General features: G+C 47.0%; 17 protein-coding genes and 1 riboswitch. All 17 genes read right to left on the bottom strand.

Going from position 1 to position 22,299, the window contains the following annotated elements; genetic code table 11:
- Entirely contained in the window at nt 1–837 is an 837-nt protein-coding gene (gene pgeF / locus V7728_RS08565) for a peptidoglycan editing factor PgeF (protein WP_014304972.1), read from the bottom strand.
- A 154-nt stretch (nt 838–991) separates the two neighbouring features.
- The gene (locus V7728_RS08560) at nt 992–1,243 is read right to left on the bottom strand and encodes a YlmC/YmxH family sporulation protein (RefSeq protein WP_003154415.1); all 252 of its coding nucleotides are present in this window, start codon (nt 1,241–1,243) and stop codon (nt 992–994) included.
- Nucleotides 1,244–1,303: 60 nt separating this feature from the next.
- Nucleotides 1,304–2,584 carry an acetylornithine deacetylase gene (locus V7728_RS08555; protein WP_025284699.1) on the bottom strand — a complete coding sequence of 427 codons (1,281 nt, stop codon included), beginning with the start codon at nt 2,582–2,584 and terminating at the stop codon, nt 1,304–1,306.
- Between the two features lie 76 nt (nt 2,585–2,660).
- Nucleotides 2,661–2,766: riboswitch (TPP riboswitch) on the bottom strand.
- Nucleotides 2,767–2,770: 4 nt separating this feature from the next.
- Nucleotides 2,771–3,568, bottom strand: a complete 798-nt coding sequence (locus V7728_RS08550; RefSeq protein WP_099566733.1) for an ABC transporter ATP-binding protein — start codon at nt 3,566–3,568, stop codon at nt 2,771–2,773.
- 128 nt (nt 3,569–3,696) lie between these two features.
- Nucleotides 3,697–4,479, bottom strand: coding sequence for an RNA polymerase sporulation sigma factor SigG (gene sigG / locus V7728_RS08545; protein WP_003154420.1), 783 nt, complete (start codon nt 4,477–4,479; stop codon nt 3,697–3,699).
- 140 nt (nt 4,480–4,619) lie between these two features.
- On the bottom strand, nt 4,620–5,339 hold the full coding sequence (gene sigE, locus V7728_RS08540) for an RNA polymerase sporulation sigma factor SigE (protein WP_007409714.1): 720 nt from the start codon (nt 5,337–5,339) through the stop codon (nt 4,620–4,622).
- Nucleotides 5,340–5,396: 57 nt separating this feature from the next.
- On the bottom strand, nt 5,397–6,326 hold the full coding sequence (gene spoIIGA / locus V7728_RS08535) for a sigma-E processing peptidase SpoIIGA (RefSeq protein WP_025284698.1): 930 nt from the start codon (nt 6,324–6,326) through the stop codon (nt 5,397–5,399).
- A 215-nt stretch (nt 6,327–6,541) separates the two neighbouring features.
- Nucleotides 6,542–10,837 carry a S8 family peptidase gene (locus V7728_RS08530; RefSeq protein ID WP_099566732.1) on the bottom strand — a complete coding sequence of 1,432 codons (4,296 nt, stop codon included), beginning with the start codon at nt 10,835–10,837 and terminating at the stop codon, nt 6,542–6,544.
- Between the two features lie 273 nt (nt 10,838–11,110).
- Entirely contained in the window at nt 11,111–12,259 is a 1,149-nt protein-coding gene (gene ftsZ / locus V7728_RS08525; protein ID WP_003154424.1) for a cell division protein FtsZ, read from the bottom strand.
- A 35-nt stretch (nt 12,260–12,294) separates the two neighbouring features.
- Complete coding sequence (gene ftsA / locus V7728_RS08520) at nt 12,295–13,608, bottom strand: cell division protein FtsA (protein ID WP_003154425.1); 1,314 nt, start codon at nt 13,606–13,608, stop codon at nt 12,295–12,297.
- A gap of 549 nt (nt 13,609–14,157) precedes the next feature.
- Nucleotides 14,158–14,946, bottom strand: a complete 789-nt coding sequence (locus tag V7728_RS08515) for a cell division protein FtsQ/DivIB (protein ID WP_007409710.1) — start codon at nt 14,944–14,946, stop codon at nt 14,158–14,160.
- A 128-nt stretch (nt 14,947–15,074) separates the two neighbouring features.
- Complete coding sequence (gene murB / locus V7728_RS08510; RefSeq protein ID WP_007409709.1) at nt 15,075–15,986, bottom strand: UDP-N-acetylmuramate dehydrogenase; 912 nt, start codon at nt 15,984–15,986, stop codon at nt 15,075–15,077.
- A gap of 25 nt (nt 15,987–16,011) precedes the next feature.
- The gene (murG, locus tag V7728_RS08505) at nt 16,012–17,103 is read right to left on the bottom strand and encodes an undecaprenyldiphospho-muramoylpentapeptide beta-N-acetylglucosaminyltransferase (RefSeq protein ID WP_003154428.1); all 1,092 of its coding nucleotides are present in this window, start codon (nt 17,101–17,103) and stop codon (nt 16,012–16,014) included.
- 116 nt (nt 17,104–17,219) lie between these two features.
- Nucleotides 17,220–18,320 carry a stage V sporulation protein E gene (gene spoVE / locus V7728_RS08500; RefSeq protein ID WP_015239818.1) on the bottom strand — a complete coding sequence of 367 codons (1,101 nt, stop codon included), beginning with the start codon at nt 18,318–18,320 and terminating at the stop codon, nt 17,220–17,222.
- A gap of 58 nt (nt 18,321–18,378) precedes the next feature.
- Nucleotides 18,379–19,734 (bottom strand): UDP-N-acetylmuramoyl-L-alanine--D-glutamate ligase, encoded by a 1,356-nt coding sequence (murD, locus tag V7728_RS08495; RefSeq protein WP_015239817.1) that lies wholly within the window; start codon nt 19,732–19,734, stop codon nt 18,379–18,381.
- Complete coding sequence (gene mraY / locus V7728_RS08490; RefSeq protein WP_007409707.1) at nt 19,735–20,709, bottom strand: phospho-N-acetylmuramoyl-pentapeptide-transferase; 975 nt, start codon at nt 20,707–20,709, stop codon at nt 19,735–19,737.
- A gap of 107 nt (nt 20,710–20,816) precedes the next feature.
- Nucleotides 20,817–22,289 carry a UDP-N-acetylmuramoyl-L-alanyl-D-glutamate--2,6-diaminopimelate ligase gene (locus V7728_RS08485; protein ID WP_003154436.1) on the bottom strand — a complete coding sequence of 491 codons (1,473 nt, stop codon included), beginning with the start codon at nt 22,287–22,289 and terminating at the stop codon, nt 20,817–20,819.
- Nucleotides 22,290–22,299: the final 10 nt, after the last annotated feature.

Below are 22,299 nucleotides of genomic sequence, written 5' to 3'. Positions count from 1 at the left end.
TTACGCCTCCTTCATTCCGATAAAGGACATCATGCGTCCCGTTTTCCCTTTGTCGCGGCGGTGTGAAAAGAATAGTTCACGCTCTCGTTCGGTGCATAAACCGCTGACTGAAATGTTTTCTTCCGGAATGCCGCAATGTATCAGAAGAAGACGGTTGACCTCTTTTAAATCAAGCTGATACTGGCCTTTTTCCGTTTCGCATATGGCGGATTCAGCCGTAAAAGGCAGCGCCCGCACTTCATTGATGACGCGGTCGTCGACTGTATAGCTTCCCGCGCTGATGGACGGACCGATGACAGCCTGAATATCTGTTAAACGGGAGCCTTCTTCGTTTACCCAGCGTTCCGTCATGATGCGTCCGATTTGTTTGACCGTCCCCTTCCATCCGGCATGGGCAGCGCCGATAATGGATTTCACCGGGTCATAAAAATACAAGGGCACACAGTCCGCAAAACAAAGGGCCAAAAAAAGATTCGCATCTTTCGTGTAGAGCCCGTCCGTCCCGCGGAATGCGGAAGAATAGTCTCTCGCTCCTTTTCCTTTATCCCCGGCTGTCACGCGCCGGACGCGGTTTTCATGTGTCTGGTCGGCGAACACCCAGGAATCCAGATCAGTACCGCATAAGGACGCTATGACTTCACGGTTTGTCACAACATCATGAGCTTCGTCCCGGACGTGCAATCCGGTATTTAATGACTCATACGGAGGATTGCTGACCCCGCCGTTTTTCGTTGTGAATCCGGCGATGACCTTTGTGTTAAGCTGATTCACACAGTTCCAGTCTTCTATCATGAGTGCCGAGGGGGTGGTAAGACTAAACGGGTGATATGTATTCATGGAGATCCAACCTTTCGACAAACATTAAAAAAGCGTAATTTCCCACTCATTTTAACACAATTTTGAGCATACGTTTAGCGGCTGATTGAAAAATGAGATAAATAAATGTGCCGGAAACATTGAGATTTCCGGCTTTTTACAAGTAAAGGGAGGATTACGCTCCCCCCTTTGGTTCGTTTACACGCACTAAGATGACATCTTCCCCAATTTTAACTATATTTCGCCAAGGAATGATCATTTCCTCTTCTTTTCCGAAAAAACCGAGAACTTTTCCGCTGCCGCCTAAAATAATCGCCTGAATTTTTCCCGTTGTCACGTTAATATCAATATCACCGATGCTTCCGAGTTTTTTTCCGTTCGACACGTTTACCACATCTTTTATTTGAAATTCAGATATGCTGATCATCCGTATCACGCCCTTTGCCCGTTCTTTTTCCTATTATATGAACGGCCGGGCTGAACCTTGTCACATCGGGCAATCTTTTTTGCGGCTGCACCAGCCGAGGATAAATCTCAGCATAATTTTCGTATAGTCCATAAGCTCATCAACGGACACTTCCTCGTTTACGGAGTGGGCGTTTTTTAAATCGCCGGGACCGTATATGACGCTCGGAATCCCGGCATGATAAAGCCACCCTCCGTCAGTTACGGTTTGGGAAACATCAATGACGGGCTCCTGTTTTCTGACGGCTGAGTGTGATGCAGCCAAGACAGAAACTGCCGGATGATCCGGGTCGATTTCCAGCGCCGGGAACACCTCTCCTCTGTCTTCAATCATCGAAGATCCGCCCCATTTGAACACCGGCCTGTTTTCTTTGAGCCACAGATCACTGTCAGCGACACGATTAATATAGTCTTCGATTTCTGCGGCTGCTTGTTCGTGCGTTTCGTTCGGATAAAAGTGGACGGTGATCCATAACCGGCATTCATCGGCAACAAACGCTGCGTGTCTTCCGCCTTCAATGACGGCGGGGTTGATCGTATTGGTGCCGGGCGCAAAACCGGGATAGCTTTTCGTTACCGCCCAGTGGCGCTCCAGCTCTCCCAAGGCAGTGATGATTTTCGCCATTTTTTCGATGGCGCTCGCTCCGAATGTGCCTCCGCCCGCATGAATCATATTGCGCCTCATGCCGTCATGAAATGTTTGTTTGCTTTTCAATTCTATCCAGCCGGTGATGACTCCGCCCTGCCCTTGAATATGCAGGCTGCTCGTATCCGCGACAACGGCAAAATCCGCGTGATAGCCGCGTTTGCAGCATTCCAGCGTCCCCGCCTCACCGACTTCTTCTCCGATTACAGACTGTACAATGAGGTCGCCCGGAAGCTTAATGCCGGCATCATGGATCAGCTTCAGAGAGAAAAGAACACACGCCAAACCCCCTTTCATATCAGCGGCACCCCTTCCGATCAGCATGCCATCTTTTACGTGCGGCTGAAACGGGTCAGAGTGCCAGTCTTCGCCCCCGGCTTCTGCCACATCAATGTGTCCGTTTAAAATCAGGCTTTGATGCCTGCTTGAATCTGTCCCTTTTAAAACACCGACTACATTCGGATCTTCCGGATACACATCCCACATATCGACCGAGCAGCCCGTTTCTTTTAAAAATCCGGCCACCCACTTTTGGGCTTCTGCCGTATTTCTTGCTGGCGGGGCCGGAGTGGGAAAAGCTATCAGTCTTTCAGCAATATGTATGAAGTCGTGCCGCCGTTTCTCCGCCTGGTGTAACAGCATATCAATCTGATGCATTGGAAATCTCCCCTTTGGCTGTATCAAAAAACCCGTTTCATTCATGAAATGAAACGGGTAAAAAACGGATCTTCCTCCGCTTTTTTCACCGCTTCCCTCCGCCGGCATGATCCGGATCAGGTCCGTTAAGGGTTGAGACAAACGTCTCTCTCAGCCGCATGGCAGCACCCCCAGGGTGAATTTATGTTATTTTACAGATGATGCCTCTTTTGCACGTGTTAAAAGCGGGCGGCCATTGTTCCATAAGACATTGACAGGCATATCGAAAAACGCTGTAAGCCGCTCGTCAGAAAGCATGTCCCTGATTTTCCCGGAGGCGAACACCTCGCCCTGTTTTAAAAGCAGCGTCTGATCAAATACCGGCAGAATTTCTTCAGCGTGATGGGTGACATAAAGGATGGACGGCGCATTTTCTTTTTCGGCGATCGACGTAATCGTGTCCAGCAGCTGCTCCCTTGCCATAAAATCAAGACCCGTCACGGGTTCGTCCAGAATCAGCAGTTCCGGATCAGCCATAAGCGCCCGCGCAATCAGCGCTCTTTGTCTTTCCCCTTGTGATAATGTTTCATACCGTCTGTCGGCGTAACCGATGGCGCCCAAATCCTTCAGAAGTCCGATCGCTTTTTCCCTTACCTGCTCACTCGGAGTTGCGTACAGCCCGATTGAGGCGTACGCGCCGCTGAGGGCGATTTCAAAAGCGGAGTCCGCGGCATATAATTTGTGCTGAAGACCTGCCGAAACAAGACCGATTTTCCTTCTGAGCCTGTCACCGAGCTCTGTTTTGCCGAATTGATGGCCGAGCACCTGCATCTCTCCTGAAGTGGGGAAGTAATAAGAGCATAACATATTCAGCAAAGCCGTTTTTCCGGCTCCGTTTAATCCGTACAGCACCCAATTTTCGTTTTTCTCGACGCGCCAGTTGATATCTTTCAAAATCCATTTCCCGTTTCTTTTTAATGACACACTGTCCAGCTGTAAAATCATTGCAGTTTCCCCCGTTTACTTTGTTTAAATTTTCTAAAAACTTTTACACATTAGAATACATCACTTTTTTGCAAACGTAAACCATCGCATGAAAAAAGCCTTTAAACAAGGTTTAAAGGCTTTTTCCGTTATTGATGGATATTCTTATTCATTTGTTTAATGGCTGCTTTTTCAAGCCTTGAGACCTGAGCTTGGGATATGCCGATTTCTTCAGCGACTTCCATTTGGGTTTTCCCTTGGAAAAAGCGCTTTCGCAAAATCATTTTTTCCCGTTCGTTCAGTCTTCTCATGCCTTCTTTCAGAGCGAGCTCCTCAATCCATTGTGTATCCTTATTGCGCTCATCGCTGATCTGGTCCATCACGTAAATCGGATCGCCGCCGTCATTATAAATCGGCTCAAACAGTGAAACCGGATCCTGGATGGCGTCAAGGGCAAACACAATTTCTTCATGGGGCACTTCAAGAACTTTGGCGATTTCCTCTGCTGTCGGCTCCCTGCTTGTCTCACTGATTAACCGCTCTCTTACTTGAAGCGCTTTATATGCGATATCGCGAAGCGACCTCGAGACGCGGATCGGATTGTTATCCCGCAAATATCTGCGGATTTCTCCGATGATCATCGGTACAGCGTATGTTGAAAACTTAACATTATGGCTTAGGTCAAAATTATCAATGGATTTCATTAGTCCGATGCAGCCGACCTGAAATAAGTCATCAACATACTCTCCTCTGTTGTTAAACCTCTGAATGACGCTTAAGACAAGGCGCAGATTGCCGTTTACAAGCTTTTCCCTCGCTGAATCATCGCCCTCATCCTGTAATTGCCTAAACAGCTTTCTCATCTCTTCATTCTTGAGCACCGGTAATTTGGAGGTATCCACCCCGCAAATTTCGACTTTATTTCTTGACACGTTTTTCCCTCCCACTAGGAGCTGCTGTACAACGTTAAGTATCTCCTCGGGTGGGAAAAATATGCACCGCCATTTTACAGAAATAAACATCCGGCTGCGGCAATCCTTGCAGCAGTAAGGGCTGTCAGTTGGAAAAAATTTTACACCATTTTGTTAAACTCTTTTCTCAGTCTTTTGATAATCCGCTTTTCGAGCCGGGAGATATAAGATTGTGAAATCCCCATCATGTCGGCTACATCTTTTTGAGTTTTTTCTTCTTCTCCGACAAGCCCGAAACGCAGTTCCATAATCTGCTTTTCTCTTTCGTTTAATTGCTCAAGCGCTTTTTTCAAAAGTTTTTTATCCACATTGGCTTCAATGTCTTTTGTAATAATATCATCGTCTGTGCCGAGCACATCCGAAAGCAGCAGCTCGTTTCCGTCCCAATCAATATTCAGCGGTTCATCAAAGGACACCTCTGAACGGATTTTATTGTTTCGGCGCAAGTACATTAAAATTTCGTTTTCGATACATCGCGACGCGTAGGTGGCGAGTTTGATTTTCTTTTCCGGATTAAAAGTGTTTACCGCTTTGATCAAACCGATGGTGCCGATGCTGATTAAGTCCTCGATGTTGATGCCGGTATTTTCGAATTTGCGGGCAATGTAAACGACAAGACGTAAGTTTCTCTCAATCAGAATGGCCCGCGCCGCCTGATCCCCGCTCGGCAGCTTTAATAAGAGCACCTGCTCCTCTTCTTTAGACAAAGGCGGCGGCAGCGCCTCGCTTCCTCCTATGTAATACACTTCATCGCTTTTCAGTCCGAGTTTCATCAGCCATTTATACCACAAATATGTCAGACGCAGCTTAAGTTTTTTCATCTTCCTCCCCCTTCTAAATACAACGCGTTTTGAGTATGATGAATAACAGACTTTTCGTCAGGAAACATGTTTTACAGCCTTCCCTGTCAGCATCTTCGGATGAACGATTCCGTCAAATTCACCGTCCGCGGATAATGGTTTCGTGCTGATGCCGATCAGGCATTTTTCACAAGCGATCATTTCGTCTTTTGTTAAAATCGTGACGTAATCCGGCTTTAAACAGAGTAAAAATTGATTGTCCTGGCCGACGCCCCTGTACGGAATCAGCCTCAGCTTATCCGCATGGCGGAACGAATCATCAAGCTGCTCTATCACTTCAAGCGGACTGGCGGATTTGATGAGGGCCGTTTCCTTTTCGCTGAGAATCGGAGCGAATTTGTCAATGTGAAGGATCATGACCGGCGTTTTCGTCAGCGGATCATACAGCTGATTCCCGGAATCCACCAATCCTTTCGCGCGGATTGTCTGTCCGCTGAATTCCGCCTGCACCATGACAAGTTCATCGTACTGAATGGACTTCGTCTCGATGTCTTCAATTCTCTTTTTCGAAAAAAACCATATGGCCGGAAATCCGATAACTACAAACATCCAGCTGATCGGGTCGCCGAATCCGGTCTGGCTTGTGACCATTACGCCTTGCTGCACAATTGATTCTGTCTGCAGCAGGGAATGTACGCCGATCATTCCCCCGCCGACGAGAAAAGTCGCGAAATAAAAGGCGAACAAATTTTGAAAAAAGTATCGGAACCGTTTAAAGCCAAAAGCCGCAAGCACGATGACTACTGAAAACGCCATTTTTCCCGCCGGATGCTCCACAAAGGGAGAAACAGGCGTAAACATCAGAAGCACAATGGCTGACCCGATGAAACCGCCGGCGGCCACTCTTCTTTTTTTCACCTGGCGTTTTAAAATAAAGGCGGTCAATAAAAGCAAAAGAGAATCAAAACAAAAGTTCAACAGCCAAATGACATCCAGATAGATTTTCACATCTGACCCCTTTCCTCTTTTGTCTTACTTATCTGTATCTCTCTCTTGTTTCATAAGTATAAAGCAAGCTCTGTGGGAAAGTCTGTCAATTAATGTTGAGGGTAAAGTACAATTTTTAAGGGATAACCGTTTTATTTGTCGAGGGCCGAAAGGGTTGCTTTCCTATTGTCCGCTTCAACTAAAAAAGCGCTGCCGTGATCTGGCAGCGCTCTGTTTTACTCATTGATATAAAGTTTTCCTTTAGCCGTCTGTCTCGTTTCATTTCCGTAGTCATCTCTAGCGATAACGTCAATTTTTGCTCCGCTTGCTTTGATGGAAGAAGTCGCCGTCCAGTAACCCTCATATCGTCCCGGAGAAATTTCTCTCAGCGGAAGCTCTGTTGCGTTTTGGCTCCCTGCCCGGGCGTTTGTCAGAGGCAGACGGATAACGAAGGAAGCGTCTAATTTCTTTCCGCTTGAAAAAGCGATTTTCACTGATTCTCCGGCTTTTAATTCCTTATCCGCTCCGGGAACCAATCCGGAAATGACGGGAGCATTGTAATTGACATCGATTACCGTCTTTTTCGTTGTTTTGTTACCCGCTTCATCTGAGGCCGTGACCTTGATCTCATTGCTGCCGTTTTCCAGAAGAGTTCTCGCTTGATAAGAACCGTTATTTACTTCAGCTTTTTTTCCGTTCACCTTTACCCATTTTAAATGGGTGTCGTGCACTTTTCCTTTTACGGTCACTGCTTCTTTATTTGTTTTATCACCGTTTGCCGGACTGTCAATCGTCACATCCGGCTTATCCTCATCCAGTATGACCGTGACAGGGCGTGACTCATCGGTTGACCCGCTGTCTGTCACAGATGCCGCCGTCAGCCGATTGGCATCTTCAGTGAGTGTGACGCCGGCCTGGAAATTGCCGTCTGCATCTGCTTTCGTTTCTGCGGCGGTTTTACCGTTATTGGTAAGACGGACAGCGGTTTTTGGTGAAGCTGTTCCTTTCACCGTGATTGACTTCTTGTTTGTAAATGACCGGTCTTCAGGCGACGTTATTTCTGGCACAGAAGCTTCGTAGTCGACCAAAGCCCTGATCATAAAGTTTCCGTCTGATTTATCGGCTTTTGACCAGCGGCCGTCAAGGTATTGCCAGTTTCTGTTCGAGTACGGACTGCCGTCATCAGATGACAGGGCAGGTGTATAAGGATCGGGTTTCGTCTGGCGGAACACAAGATAAAAATCCTTTCCGACCGCGATTCCTTTTGAGCTGAGATCCACTTTGGTCCATTCGCCGTTTCGAAGCGCTTCAGCTTGGAACGGGCCGGCAATTTTGCTGCCCGGAGCTCCATCAGGGCCGGATGCATCATATACTTCTGCTTGAAATTCGGTACCGCCCGGATCAGGCCAGTCGGCGCCCCAAAATTTAAAAAGGCCTCCCGTCAGCATACCGTGTTCTTTTCCGTCTTTGAGCGTCATCTTAACGGCAGATTTGCTGCCGGCTTTAAAATATGACAGCGCGGCTTCTTCCGTTCCGTTATCATATGCAATTTCCCCTTCATAACCGATATACGGCTTAAGCTTGACGTTTTTTTCAGCATCTCCTTTGATGTCAACGGAAAATTCGCTATTGTAAAAGCCTTTTGCCGCTACTTTGATTGTGTAGGAGCCTTCGTACGCCTTAAGCGAATATTCCCCTTTATCGTTTGTCACCGCCGGTTCAATTGCGGCATCCTCAGCCACATAAAGCGCAGCCCCTTTTACCGGTTCGCCTGTTGACTGATTGGTGATGGTTCCTTTTAGCGTGCCGGACGGCATTTGCTCCAGTGTAAAGTCTGCCTGTGCGGTTTTGTCTGATTGAATAGAAACTTGTTTCGAAGCGGACTTAAATCCGTAAGCCTCGGCTTTCAGCGTATAGCTTCCCGCCTTATGCGACAGGCTGTAGCTTCCGCTTGCAGGGTCGGAATATACGGATTTCCCCGTCTCGGCGACACTGATTTGCGCTCTGAGAGGCAGGAGGTTTGTTTCACGTTTTACTCTTTTTCCGGGTGATTTCACTGCCGGTTTGGCCTGTTTCGGACTGACTGCTTTTTTCTTCAGGTGGCCGGGAGGTGTTTGTCTATTGTGTTTACTTTTTTTAGCCGCCTTGCCGAGAGGGCTGCTTGAAAGCCGGACATCATCGATATACCATCCGTCTTCATTGAGTACTTCGTCTGACTGCATATTAAACATGAGCTTTATGTTTTGGCCTTTATACGCAGATAAATCTGCCTCTTCATCGTTCCATCCTGCGGAGTCACCATTGTAAACGGCCGCCTGCTCCCAATGTGATTTTCCTTCCGGAAGAACGAACACATACCCGTAATCAAAAAATTCTTCGAGCTTGTGCCAGCTTTTAAATTGCAAAAACAGCCGTCCTGTTTCCGGAACTTGAATCGGAGGCATCACCAAATTCATGTTGGCTGAATCGGCATAAGGGCCGGACAGATTCGTCGCATACACTTTATCTCCGGAAAATGCGGTGCCGGGCCCTGAACCCGGGATACCCCATTCCCATTGGTCATGTGTCCCGTAACTGGACCAGCCCGCCGGCTGTGATTCAAAATCCTCTTTGTATCCCGCCGTAATGCTCGGTTTCACGTCAGCCCGGTACGTATCAGATTCTACAGAATGACCTCCGAAATCTTTTATGGTCCATTTATAACTTACCTTGCTTCCCGTTACATCCGGAATCTCCGCCTGGTATGTTCCCTTTTTTTCATCACCGCTTTTTTGAACGGCAGCTGTCGTTTTCCACTTTCCTTCATCAAACTGATAGGAAAGGATGACTTCAGTTACGCTTACATCGTCTTCTGCTGTAACCGTTAACGGAAGGTTTGCCCCTTTGTAAGCCGCTGAGACCGGTTCATGGTGAAAGCTGGGCGGATTGTGATCTTCGCCCGCAGAAGAGACCTTGCCTTCTACGCCTCCGATTCCGTCCGTTACGGCAGAAACGGCATCAAAAGCGTTAACGAGACCGTGGCCGTAACCGTTATTCGGTGATTCCGGAAAAACGGAATCTGTCAGCTTTTCCGCGGTGCGCGTCAAAACGTCTTCCATTTCATCGACCGTAATAGAGGCGTTCGCCTGCCTTAACAAAGCCGCCGTCGCCGCCACATGCGGCCCGGCCATTGAAGTTCCGTCCCAGCCGCCTTCGTATGTTCCTCCAGGAATCGAAGAACGGATATTCACTCCCGGAGCCGAAATGTCCGGTTTTGTTTCATGATACGGTGAGGGGCCTTGAAGTGAGAAATCAGCGAGTTTCTTGTCGATGTCAGTCGCACCTGTCGCAAATGCTTCAGGATAATTGGCCGGGTTTGCGATTGAACCCGGTCCTCCCGGTGTAAATAAGTCTTCATTTCCCGCAGAGAATTCCGGAAAAATCCCTGCCGCTCTCCACGCATTCACCATATCGCGGTACCACTCGTCCATTCCCGAACCGCCTGCCCAGGAATTATTGACAACATCCGGCGCCATCTCGGGATGGGGCGTGCCGTTTTTATCTTTAGGCGCGAGCACCCACTCACCGGCATCCAAAATATCGGCATCGGTTCCTCCGTCATCTGAAAATGCTTTTACTGCGATCCATTTCGCCCCCGGAGCCACACCGATTTGATTTGAGCCGTCAGGTTCTGAACCCGTCATGGTCCCTGTTACATGAGTGCCGTGTTCAAGATCATCGTAGGGAGCGTCTTTATGGGACACGGCATCATACCAGTTCATTTCATGATTCGGCGCTGCGGGATTTTCAGGATCGTAACCCCGGTATTTTTCTTTAAGCGCCGGATGATCCCACTGAACTCCCGTATCAATGGAGGCGACAACCGTGCCGGTTCCGTCGTATCCTGAGGCCCAGGCCTGCGGCGCATCAATTTGGCTGATATTCCATTCGATGCCTTCCTTTGCTTTGATCTCTTTTTGTTTTTTCTTCATTTGAAAAGGAGCTTTTGATTGTCGTTGAGTAAGCTGACGTTTTTCATTCGGAAGAACTTTTTCTACTTCAGGAAATGAGGCGGCTTTTTCCATTACCTCTTTCGAAGCAGTGACTGCCATTCCGTTAACAATATAATAGGAATGGATGTGATCAGCCTTGCCTTTCTTTTTTTGTTTTTCCAAATATGTTTTCAGATTCTGCTGCGCATCATGAGCCGCCAGTTTTAAAGAAGAAACGACGGCTGACCGCTTTTGATATTCGTTTTTTGCTGCGGAAAGCGATTGAGACTTGGCGTTTTTTTCTGCTTCTTTGACCGCTTTTTTCGTATTGGCTTTCTCTTTAAATTTGATAAGAAACGTGACTTTATCATTTTTTTCAAAACGCTTCTTGACTGAATCGGAAATCTTATGCTGAATGCTCTTAGAGGAAGAAAGATCTTTGGTGAAAGAAACTGCCCCCGGTGTGCTGTTCGCTCCGGCTGCACCCGGAAACAACAGGGAACTGACGACAATCGCGCTTAAAACGGAGCCTGTCCATCTGTTTCTTGTTTTTTTCTTCAATCGTATCCCCCCTTATTTGGTAACGCCCTATAAAATGTGTATCCCTCCTTCATAATTGGAATCGTTTGTCATTTCGATGCTGTACGTTAAATGTAGACAATCTTCCATCCAGATATTGTCGCATTCTGTAGAAAGCCGTATGAAACTAAAAAACAATCAATTCGTCATAGGTATAAAGTTGCTTTTTTCACTGTATAGATTATGGGGATAGGAAGGAAGACTGTACACAAAAAAGAAAAAGGACAAAACCATGTGGTCTTGTCCTTTTTTACATCAGCCGCGTTTGTTGCGGTTTCTTAAAAATGTAGGAATGTCGAGGGCATCATCCGCCGGCTGTGATGTATGGCGGTTCACCGTGTTTTGATGCTGTGTTTCTTCTCGTTTCGGCTCACGTTTCGCAGCGTTTTGACTTTGAGACTTCAATCCTTGGTTTAAAGTCGGTCGCTGCGGTTTTGAGTCATCTTTTTCCTGTTCGATAAAACCGGTCGCAATAACGGTGACGACGATTTCATCTTTCAGATTTTCATTGATAACTGAACCGAAAATCATGTTGACATCTGGGTCGGATGCAGAAGCGACGATGTCGGCTGCTTCCTGCACTTCGTAGAGGCTCAGGTTTGTACCTCCCGTAATGTTCATCAAAACACCTTGCGCTCCGTCGATTGCCGCTTCCAGTAACGGACTGGAGATCGCCTTTTTGGCGGCTTCAGCAGCACGGCTTTCGCCCGTAGCGATCCCGATACCCATCAATGCTGAACCTTTGTTGGACATGATGGTTTTGACATCGGCAAAGTCCAAGTTGATTAAACCAGGCGTCGCGATGAGGTCAGAGATACCTTGCACCCCTTGGCGAAGCACGTTATCAGCTTCACGGAATGCTTCAAGCATCGGTGTGTTTTTATCGACAATTTCAAGAATGCGGTCATTCGGAATAACGATCAGTGTGTCAACGGCTTCTTTCATTGCCGTGATACCGCCTGCAGCCTGCAGCTGACGTTTTCTTCCTTCAAATGTAAACGGTCTTGTTACGACACCGACAGTCAAAGCGCCTAAGTCCTTTGCGATTTGCGCGATAACCGGTGCGGCTCCCGTTCCGGTACCGCCTCCCATTCCGGCTGTAACGAACACCATGTCAGCGCCTTTTAGCGCTTCTTCGATTTGTTCCTTACTTTCTTCAGCGGCTTTTTTGCCGACTTCCGGATTCGCTCCCGCTCCGAGACCGCGGGTCAGCTTTTCCCCGATCTGCATTTTCACTTCCGCTTTTGACAGGTTAAGAGCTTGCGCGTCCGTGTTTACCGCAATGTACTCTACACCCTGCACTTCATTTTCAATCATTCGGTTGACCGCGTTATTACCGCCGCCTCCTACTCCGATTACTTTAATTGATGCTAAGCCGTCTATGTTTGTTTCGAAATCCAACATGCTAAATCCTCCTAATCTGCCGAATGACTATCAATCTATTCCCAAAACATGCTTAATAGTTTTTTCATTTTGCTCGGTTTGTTGTGTTCGGCTTGTGTTTTTTGTTTTGCTTTTGGACGCTGCTGCGCCTCTGGCCGCTGATGATGTTCTTCTTCGTGAGAGACCGCGATTTCCTGCACGGCTTCTTCCGGCATATGAAAGCCTATTTTTCTTCCCTGAATTCTGGCATTTCGGCAGGCAAATTGTATCAAGCCGACACCCGTCATATACTGAGGGTCTCTTACACCGATATAATTCGGGCTTGCGACCCTTACATTGTGCCTCAGCACTTCCTGTGCCAATGAAAGCACTCCGGGCATTGCGGCCTGTCCGCCGGTCAGCACAAAGCCGCCGGGCAGATCTGTAATTCCCATATGCTCAATTTCGGCTGCGGCAATCTCAAGAATCTCTTCCACTCTTGCTTCAATAATATTGGCAATTTCCTGCTGTGTAAAAGATTGCTTTTGATTCGTTCCTATGACGGTGACTTCAAATACTTCATCTTCTGAAGCCTCATCGTAGAATGCATGTCCGAATTGTTTTTTTACTCTTTCAGCCTCTTCGGTGGAAGTGCGCAATCCGATCGATACATCTTTCGTGATGTTTTCGCCTCCGAGCGGAATGACGGCTGTCTCCTTCAGGTGCCCCTGTTCAAATACCGCCACCGTCGTCGAGCCGCCGCCGATATCAATCATGGCGACTCCGAGGTTTTTTTCGTCTTTTGACAAAGCCGCCGAACCGGCCGCAAGCGGCTGCAGGCAAATATCAGTAATTTCAACGCCCGCTCTCTCCACACAGCGAAGTAAGTTATGTAAGATCGTTTTGGAGCCGGTAATCAGCGTGCCTTCTACTTCCAGGCGCACGCCGAGCATTTTTTTCGGATCGGTAATTTCGTCTCTTCCGTCAACGATAAACTGTTTCGGAACGACGTCTACGATCAGCTGCTCATGCGGAACTGACACGACCTGTGCCGCTTCCATTACCCTGCGGACGTCTTCAACGTGAATTTCTTTGTTTTCACTGGAAACAGCGACAACGCCGTTCGTATCTTGAATATGAATATAATTTCCATTAACGCCGACAATGGCTTTTTTCAGCGGAAAACCTACCATTCTTTCAGCTTGGTCAAACGCTTTTCTTATAGAATGAACGGTTTCATCTATATCAACGATTGAGCCTTTTTTCAACCCTTCAGACGGTACATTTCCCACTCCGATAATGTTAAGGGAATCATCTGTCATTTCTCCGACGATCACTTTTGTATTGGACGTACCGATGTCAAGACTGACGTAAAGTTCATTGTTGTTCATTCTATGGCACCTCCTCACATTTCGATCAAATTCTATTCTATTATTTGCGGAACAACAATACAATGAATGTGGCTTTACAAGTGTGTAACAAAAACAACAGCATCAACAAATTCTTATCTGATTTCTCACAATTTATGTTTAATGAAACTATTCGTTATATTCTATGTATATCCTCTTTTATATCGTATTTTTTTTATTTTTTTTAGAGACGGCCCACCTTACCGTAAGATTTCCTGTCACGGTGCCATACTGTGCAAACCAGATGCAAATATACCCGCTTTCCATTAGTCTACACTAAGATGAACCTCCAGAAAAGCTATAGATATTGCCAGAAACATCCGAAAAAAGAAGAAACAGGAGGAAAATTCCAAATGCAATGCTCATTGCAGAAGACACGCCCATTGCATTGAGAATTTTCCGCTTGTCCGGCAGCCATATCCCGGGCAAAAACAAACATAGTCATAATGATTCCGCTATCGGTTATATCGGCTGCCCCGCTGATTGTAATAGATTCTTTTGAACCACCTTGAAATTAGTTCTTTAGAACTATTAATCATTTTCTTTTTTCTTGCCGGATTTACCTTTGTTAAATTCTTCAAAATACGTAGCGACTTCTAAGTGGATAATCCCCTTTTTCCCGCCGTCCAGCTGGGAAACGATAGAAGGATAGGTCTTCATCCGGCCGGCAAACGTTTTAATAGAAGCGGTAACTACATACCCGTCGTTCATATACAGCTTGATCCGGTCCTGATCCATTTTTACCGGTGTATAATAGATTTCAGAAATCGACTGCTTTAGCGAACCGGAAAGCTTATCAAGCTGCTCCGCCATTTTGACCCGCTTTTTCGCGTTTGTCCAGTCAACCAAAATCGGGCCCGCGTCATCCGGCGTGACTTCGTTCGGCAGCACAGTGCCGTTTTCGAGCACTTCATAATATACATCATGTCGCTGCAGATACGCGATCGTCTTGTATTCTTCAATGTGAATGCTGACTTTGTTAGGAAATACTTTTGAAAGTTCCGCCTTTTTCACCAGCTTATTCTGCTCAATCTTTTCTTCTGTTTGTTTCTTGTTCAGACTCCAGAACTCGGTTTGTCCGTTATGTATATCAGAAAGCGCGTTGATCTCTTTTACAGACACGTTTTCGTTTCCGGAAACGGTGACAGAAGACACTTTGCTGATCGGCATCTGCAAGTACACGATGATCAGCACCATCATAAAAAAGAGCACAATGAATGAAATCAGCCGGCGGTTTGCTTTTTGTTTCCGCTGCTCTTTGATTTTCGGAATCCGCTCTTCAATATTTACAATTTTTTCTCTTTCATGATTTGGGTTCACTGCCTGTCCACCTCACTAAGAATGAAACAGCTTGACATTCGTCTGATTGAAAAACAAACGGCATGCTGTGATGCCGTTTGACATTTGTTAAAAGTATATCACATGAGCTCATGTAATCAGAGAACCTTTTAACGATTCCCTCCGATGATTTCAACTTCTGTATGCATGTCAACATCATACTGCTCACGGATTGTCTTTTTCACATATTCAATCAGGTCGAGAACGTCCTTGGCAGTCGCTCCGCCGGCATTGACGATAAAATTCCCGTGCATTTCGGACACTTTCGCTCCGCCGATCTGATGTCCTTTTAATCCCGCTTTTTCAACGAGGTTTCCGGCATGATCCGGCAGCGGATTTCTGAATATGCTCCCGGCGCATGGGCTTGAATACGGCTGAGTGTTTTTTCTGTAATCTTTGTTCTGCTGCATTTGCGCCGTAATGGCTTCCCGTTCCTTTTGCTCAAGCTGAAGAACTGCCTCGAGACAGACGCCGGGACGTTTTTTCTGCAAAACAGACGTTCTGTAGCTGAAATCCATCTCTTCGTTCGTCAGCCATTCGATTGTGCCGTCTTCAAATAAGATACGGGCTTTCACAAGAATCTCACTCATATCAGATCCGTGCGCCCCGGCATTCATATAGACGGCTCCGCCGATTGATCCGGGAATGCCCGCTGCAAATTCGAGACCGGACATTCCTTTTTTACTCATGGAAGTCGCAAGCCGGACGACCGAATAGCCGCCTCCGACCGTCACCTGATCACCGTCAATCTCCAAATGATCCAGACCCGCGCCCAGTTTGATGACAACTCCTCTTATGCCTTCATCAAGCACGAGCAGATTTGAACCGCGGCCGATAACCGTCCATGGCAGATCATGTTTCTTCACAATATCCATGATATCTTTGACCGCTTCCACACGGTTGGGGATGATCAAAATGTCCGCCGGACCGCCGATTTTCATCGTTGTATGGTTCGCGAGCGGTTCTTGTTCCAGCACTTTGCCGACTTCGCGGTCTCTTAATTCCTGAATTACGTTCTCCATCATAAACCTCCGCATTCCATTTGCTCTATTTTTTTATGTCTTCCATGATACTGTACAGTCTGGCTGCCGCATCCGGAACACCGAGTGATTTTGTCCGCTCACTCATGTCTTTTAAGGTTTCTTCATTCATGACGATTTTGTCCAGCGCAGCGATCAGTTTTTCTCCGCTGAGCTCGGTTTCCTTCAGTACGATTGCAGCGTCATGCTGGCTGAGCGCCTTCGCATTGACTTCCTGGTGATTGGCTGTCACATACGGGCTCGGAATAAGCACGCTCGGAATGCCGAGAGCGGTGATCTCCGCAATCGTCGTCGCTCCGGCTCTGGCCACAATGACATCAATTGATTGTAAGTACTCCGGCATTTGGTGCAAAAACGGTTTTGTCACCATATTATCAGCGGCTTTTCCGCCTTTCAGCTCAGCCGTTACCTTCTCGTAATGTACTTCCCCGGTAATATAAAGCACTTGGTAAGGTCTCGTTTTCAATTCTTCCTGCATATCTATAACGGCACGGTTAATGGGAGCCGCGCCTCTGCTTCCGCCGAAAATGAGCACCGTTTTTTGATTGTCTTTCAGCCCGAACTCAGTTAATGAGCGGCCTGTCTTAATTGAGACGACTTCAGAGGCTCTCGGGTTTCCCGTAAACACAACTTTTTCAGCAGGAAAATGCGATTTTGCCTCTTCAAAGCAAATTGCTACCTTATTAACATATTTCGAGAGAAACTTATTTGTGATGCCGGGCAGGCTGTTTTGCTCATGAATGATCGTCGGAATTCCCATTTTTGCCGCCGCGTATACGACCGGACCGCATACATAGCCGCCTGTACCGATAACGGCATCTGGTTTAAACTCTTTTAAATATGATTTGCTTTTCTTCACGCCTTTTAAGAAGCGCATGACGGTTTTTACATTTTCAAAAGAAAGTTTTCGTTTGAAACCTGTAATTTCAATGGCGCGGAACGGAATATTTTCCCGTTCAACAATTTTTTTCTCAAGACCGTTCTCTGTTCCGATATACAAAAATTCCACATCCGGATGCCGGCGCTGAACTTCTTTAATAAAGGCCAGGGCCGGATAAATATGTCCTCCGGTTCCGCCTCCGCTTACTGCAATACGCATTCGTATGTCCCCCTTAATCACATAGCGATAACCCTGTTTTTTAGGACAGGGTTATTGATGTTGTCTGTTTTTTTATAGATAACGAATAAATCATGAGTGATGAGGCAAGATACAGATCAATACCTCGAGTACCGGCTGACATTTAAAAGCACGCCGACCGCTGCGAGCATCAGCGTCAGTGATGAGCCTCCGTAGCTTAAAAACGGCAGCGTAATTCCTGTTACCGGGATCAGCCCCGTCACAACGCCGATATTAATCATGACTTGAATAGCTATCATAGAAATAATACCGATGGCGACAAAGCTTCCGTATAAATCCGGCGCGCCGAGGGCAATTCTGACGCCCCGCCATAATAAAATAGTGAACAGCAGCAATATGAGCGAACCGCCGATAAAGCCGAGTTCCTCAGATAAAATAGCAAAAATGAAATCGGTTTGCGGCTCCGGCAGGTAAAAAAACTTTTGCCGGCTTTGGCCGAGCCCCATCCCGAACAGTCCGCCCGGACCTACGGCATAGAGCGACTGAATGATCTGAAATCCACTTCCAAGCGGATCCTCCCACGGGTTTAAGTAAGAGGTAATCCGTTTAATCCGATAAGGAGCGGACAGAACTAGCGCCGCAAATCCGCTTAAACCGATGAGTCCGAGGAACGCAAAATGAGCGATTCGCGCACCGGAAACAAAAATCATCACGATGCACGTGCCCACCATTACCGTCCCCGTTCCCAGGTCTGGCTGGCACATAATAATAATAAATGCAGAAAACACGATTCCGAGCGCGGGAACGAATCCGCGTCTGAATGACGTAATATTCTTCTGTTTTTCAGAAAGAAATTTAGCCAGAAACGCAATCATCGCCAGTTTCATAAACTCCGAAGGCTGAATGCTGAACGCTCCCACTCCGATCCAGCTTCTTGAACCGTTCCGCACCATTCCGACTCCCGGAATCAGCACAAGCACAAGCAGAAAAAAACAAATGATCAGAAGCAGCTTCGACCATGTGCGCCATGTCCAATAATCCACATTCATAATGAAAAACATGGCAATGACGCCGATCCCCGCAAACAGCAGCTGCCGTTTCGCGAAGAAAAACGAGTCGTCAAATTTATAATCCGCCCATACCGCACTTGCACTGTAGACCATAATTAATCCTATTGTTAAAAGCAATAACGTAATGATAACTAATAACAAATCAGGCGCTGTTTTTTTAGTAGTCAAAGCAATCGACACCCCAAGCATAAGTCATTTAGGGCTGCCGATGAACAGAGACAAGCCCTTACTTAAGCATATGCACGGCATCTATAAACATGTCACCGCGTTCTTCAAATGTTTTGAATTGATCCCAGCTTGCACACGCGGGTGACAAGAGGATGACGTCTCCTTCATTTGAGAGCGCAAACGCCGCAGATACTGCTTGTTCAACATTATCGACACGTTTGACATGTTGTATTCCCAGCTCATTGCCCAGTTTTTCTATCTTCGGCGCTGTCTGTCCGAACGTCAGGACCGCTTTGACATTGTCCATATACGGTTTCAGGTCGTCAAAACCGTTGCCGCGGTCCAGTCCGCCTGCAAGCAGAATAACCGGTGCTTTGAACGCGGAGAGCGCTTTGCTTGTGGCCAAAATATTCGTCGCTTTGCTGTCATTATAAAATCTACGATTCTGGATCGCAGTTACATACTGCAGACGGTGTTTGACACCGGTAAAGCTTGTCAGCACCTTCTGAATCGCTTTATTAGACGCGCCCGCCGTTTTTGCCGCGGCTACAGCGGCTAAAATATTTTCTAAATTGTGCGCGCCCGGCAGTACGATGTCATCAACAGGCAGAATCGCTTCATCGCCGAACATCAGCATTCCGTCTTTAATGAATGCGCCGCTTGACAGTTCCTGGTGAACTGAAAACGGAACGGTGCCGGCTTTTCCGCTTTCGGCAAGCCGCACGACTGTTTCATCGCTCTGATTCACGATGGCCGTATCACTCTCAAGCTGATGAAGATACACGTTCTGCTTGGCTTTTTCATAGTTTTCACGGCTGTGATGGTAATCCAAATGAGCGTCGAACACATTTAAAATCAGGCCGATTTCAGGTCTGAATGCATGAGTCCCCATCAGCTGGAACGAAGAAAGCTCTGTGACGATCCATTCATCACCGTCAGCATGATAAGCCACTTCACTGGCGACAGTGCCGATATTCCCTGCGATCAGCGTCTTTATCGAATCAGCTTTCAGCATTTCATAAATCAGGGTCGTCGTTGTTGTTTTCCCGTTTGAACCTGTAATGCCGATGAATTTTGCATTGGTGATATAATACGCAAGCTCGATTTCCGTCCAGACCGGGATGCCTCTTCTTTGTGCTTCCTCCACCATGATATTTTCATACGGGATTCCGGGATTTTTGATCAGAATGGTAATGTGATGCTGATCAAAAAGTGACGTCGGATGCTCACCGCAGATGACTTCAATTCCTCTTTCTGCAAGCCTTTGGGCAGGTTCGTTCTCTTCAAAGGCTTTTTGATCATTCACGACGACGTTAATGCCTTTTTCATGAAGAATCGACGCAGCCGCATATCCGCTTTTCGCCAGTCCGAGGACCAGAAAGTTTTGTTTTTGCAAAAAAAGTTCGTTTTCCACTTATAACCACACCTCGATGTAAATTCCTAAAACGGCAAGCAGCAGTCCCGCAGTCCAGAATGTGACGACAACTCTCCATTCAGACCATCCGACCAATTCGTAATGGTGGTGAAGCGGACTCATCTTAAAGATTCGTTTTCCTGTCGTTTTAAAGCTGATGACTTGTAAGATAACAGATAAGGTCTCAATAACAAATACTCCGCCGATAATGACGAGCAGAATTTCAAGCTTCGTCAGAATGGCAACGGTCACGATCGCTCCTCCGAGCGCAAGCGAACCGGTATCCCCCATAAATACCTTGGCGGGATGGGCGTTGAATACAAGAAAACCAAGAACGGCGCCGACAACGGCAACCGAGAAAATCGCAACGTCATATTGTGACTGGTTCCACGCAAGGATGGCGAAAGCGCCGAATGCGATAGCCGCGGTACCGGACAAGAGACCGTCCAGACCGTCTGTCAGGTTGACGGCATTTGAACCTCCGACAAGCATAAAGAGAACGAGGATAAAGTATCCCCAGCCGAGATCGATTGACAGATGTGTGCCCGGCACCCTGATGCCGGTTGAAAAATGGCAATAATGATATACTCCGTAAAATACTATGGCAATAATGATCTGGCCGATCAATTTCTGCTTCGACGTCAATCCGAGATTCCGTTTCATTACTACTTTAATATAGTCATCCAGAAAGCCGAGCAGGCCGTATCCGATCGTGACAAACAGCAGAAGAAACATTTCCGCGCTCAGATGCGAAAATTTCTGCGTCATGACAATCGCCGTAATGGCGATGGATACAATAATCATGACCCCGCCCATCGTCGGCGTCCCTGATTTTTTCATATGTGATTTCGGCCCCTCTTCCCTGATACTTTGGCCGAATTTTAAACGTCTTAAAAACGGGATAAGAATCGGAGATATCAGAACACTGATTAAAAATCCCATTATTATTGTAAATAAAATCACTTGCTCAAGCATTGCTCTTTTCTCCTCCCGTTTCGTTCAAACGACATACGTATTTATCATATTCACATTGTGTCCCCGTAATTCTTTTCATTTCCCTCATTCTAACACTCTTTCCTGTTTTACTTTTTATTCAGCTCAACAATAGCTCTTCCCGCTACTTCGGCGTCATCAAAGTCGAATGTTTCATTGCCGATTTGCTGATAGGTTTCATGCCCTTTCCCGGCAATCAGAACCACATCTCCCTTTTTCGCGTTGGCAATGGCAAAAAAGATAGCCTGCTCGCGATTTGCGATACTGTGATAGTAAGTGCCTTCTACCCCTCTTTCCATATCTCTTAATATGGCCAGCGGGTCCTCGCTTCTCGGGTTATCTGAAGTGAAAATCGGTTCGTCGGCAATCCGCACCGCAATTTCCGCCATTTTCGGGCGTTTCGTTTTGTCCCGGTCACCGCCGCAGCCGACGACGACGAAAAGCTTGCCCTCTGTCATGTCTTTGCATGTATTCAGGACGTTTTCCAGACTGTCAGGCGTGTGCGCGTAATCGACAACCACAGGAAACGGCTGATTATGATTCACCAGTTCAAACCGGCCTCTGACACCTTGCAGCTCTTCAAGAGCGCTTGTGATCGTATCAAACGGCAGACCCGCTGCGATCGCTGTCGCCGCTGCAGCCAGTACGTTATACACGTTGAAGCGGCCGACGAGTGAAACTGTGATCTGCTTTGTTCCTTTTGGCGTAACAAGTTCAAAGCTTGTGCCTTGCGCAGAGATCTCGATTTGTTTCGCCATGACATCGGCATCATTCTCGATTCCGTATGTAAGGATGTGCGCCGCCGTCACTTTTTCAAAATAAGCACTGGCTTTGTCATCTGCGTTTAAAACGGCCCGCTTCGGCTTTTCGTGATTAAAGGAGCCGCCCAGCTGGGAAAACAGGAGGCTTTTAGCCTGTCTGTAGTCTTCCATCGTCTTGTGATAATCTAAATGGTCCTGCGTCAGGTTCGTGAATACGGCGATATCATAATCGCAGCCGTGAACCCTGCCGAGTGACAGAGCGTGAGAAGACACTTCCATAATAGCTGTGTCAACATGCTCATCATTCATTTTCTTGAACGTTTTTTGCAGTGTGACGCTTTCGGGCGTTGTATTTTTGACCGGGAATGTCTCATCCCCGATTTTAATGTACATCGTTCCGATTAAACCGGTCTGTCTTCCCGCTTTTTTGAAAATCTCATCAACCATGTGCGTCGTTGATGTTTTGCCGTTTGTGCCGGTGATGCCGATAAGCTGAAGCTGCTTTGTCGGCTGCCCGTAAAACGCGTCAGAAAGAACGCTGAGCGCCCGCTGTGACCGGCGGACAATAATGACAGGAACATCGACGTCAAGCTCTTTCTCGGCAACGATGGCCGCTGCGCCGTTTTCTGCGGCTTTTTGGGCAAAATCATGTCCGTCTACCGTATACCCTTTTATACACACAAAAAGACTCCCTTTTCTCACTTCCCTGGAGTCCATCTCAATTGAAGTTATGTCAGGGTCATGAAAGTCATTTTGAACAGGTTCGGCCATTAAATATGTAAGCAGCTTTGTAAGTTTCATTGTATCAAAC

Origin of the sequence: Bacillus sp. JHAA, assembly GCF_036961585.1 — a bacterium.
Lineage (GTDB): Bacteria > Bacillota > Bacilli > Bacillales > Bacillaceae > Bacillus > Bacillus velezensis.
The sequence above is the reverse complement of the archived record's forward strand: the minus strand, read 5'-3'. Positions and strand labels throughout refer to the sequence as shown.

Bases quoted from the DNA above. Each gene is read 5' to 3' on its own strand.
- V7728_RS08485 (WP_003154436.1), bottom strand. From the start codon at position 22,289: ATGAAACTTACAAAGCTGCTTACATATTTAATGGCCGAACCTGTTCAA.
- V7728_RS08555 (WP_025284699.1), bottom strand. From the start codon at position 2,584: ATGCATCAGATTGATATGCTGTTACACCAGGCGGAGAAACGGCGGCAC.
- ftsZ (WP_003154424.1), bottom strand. From the start codon at position 12,259: ATGTTGGATTTCGAAACAAACATAGACGGCTTAGCATCAATTAAAGTA.
- V7728_RS08560 (WP_003154415.1), bottom strand. From the start codon at position 1,243: ATGATCAGCATATCTGAATTTCAAATAAAAGATGTGGTAAACGTGTCG.
- murB (WP_007409709.1), bottom strand. From the start codon at position 15,986: ATGGAGAACGTAATTCAGGAATTAAGAGACCGCGAAGTCGGCAAAGTG.
- sigE (WP_007409714.1), bottom strand. From the start codon at position 5,339: ATGAAAAAACTTAAGCTGCGTCTGACATATTTGTGGTATAAATGGCTG.
- V7728_RS08550 (WP_099566733.1), bottom strand. From the start codon at position 3,568: ATGATTTTACAGCTGGACAGTGTGTCATTAAAAAGAAACGGGAAATGG.
- mraY (WP_007409707.1), bottom strand. From the start codon at position 20,709: ATGCTTGAGCAAGTGATTTTATTTACAATAATAATGGGATTTTTAATC.
- pgeF (WP_014304972.1), bottom strand. From the start codon at position 837: ATGAATACATATCACCCGTTTAGTCTTACCACCCCCTCGGCACTCATG.
- murG (WP_003154428.1), bottom strand. From the start codon at position 17,103: ATGCGTATTGCAGTAAGCGGAGGCGGAACCGGAGGACATATTTATCCG.
- ftsA (WP_003154425.1), bottom strand. From the start codon at position 13,608: ATGAACAACAATGAACTTTACGTCAGTCTTGACATCGGTACGTCCAAT.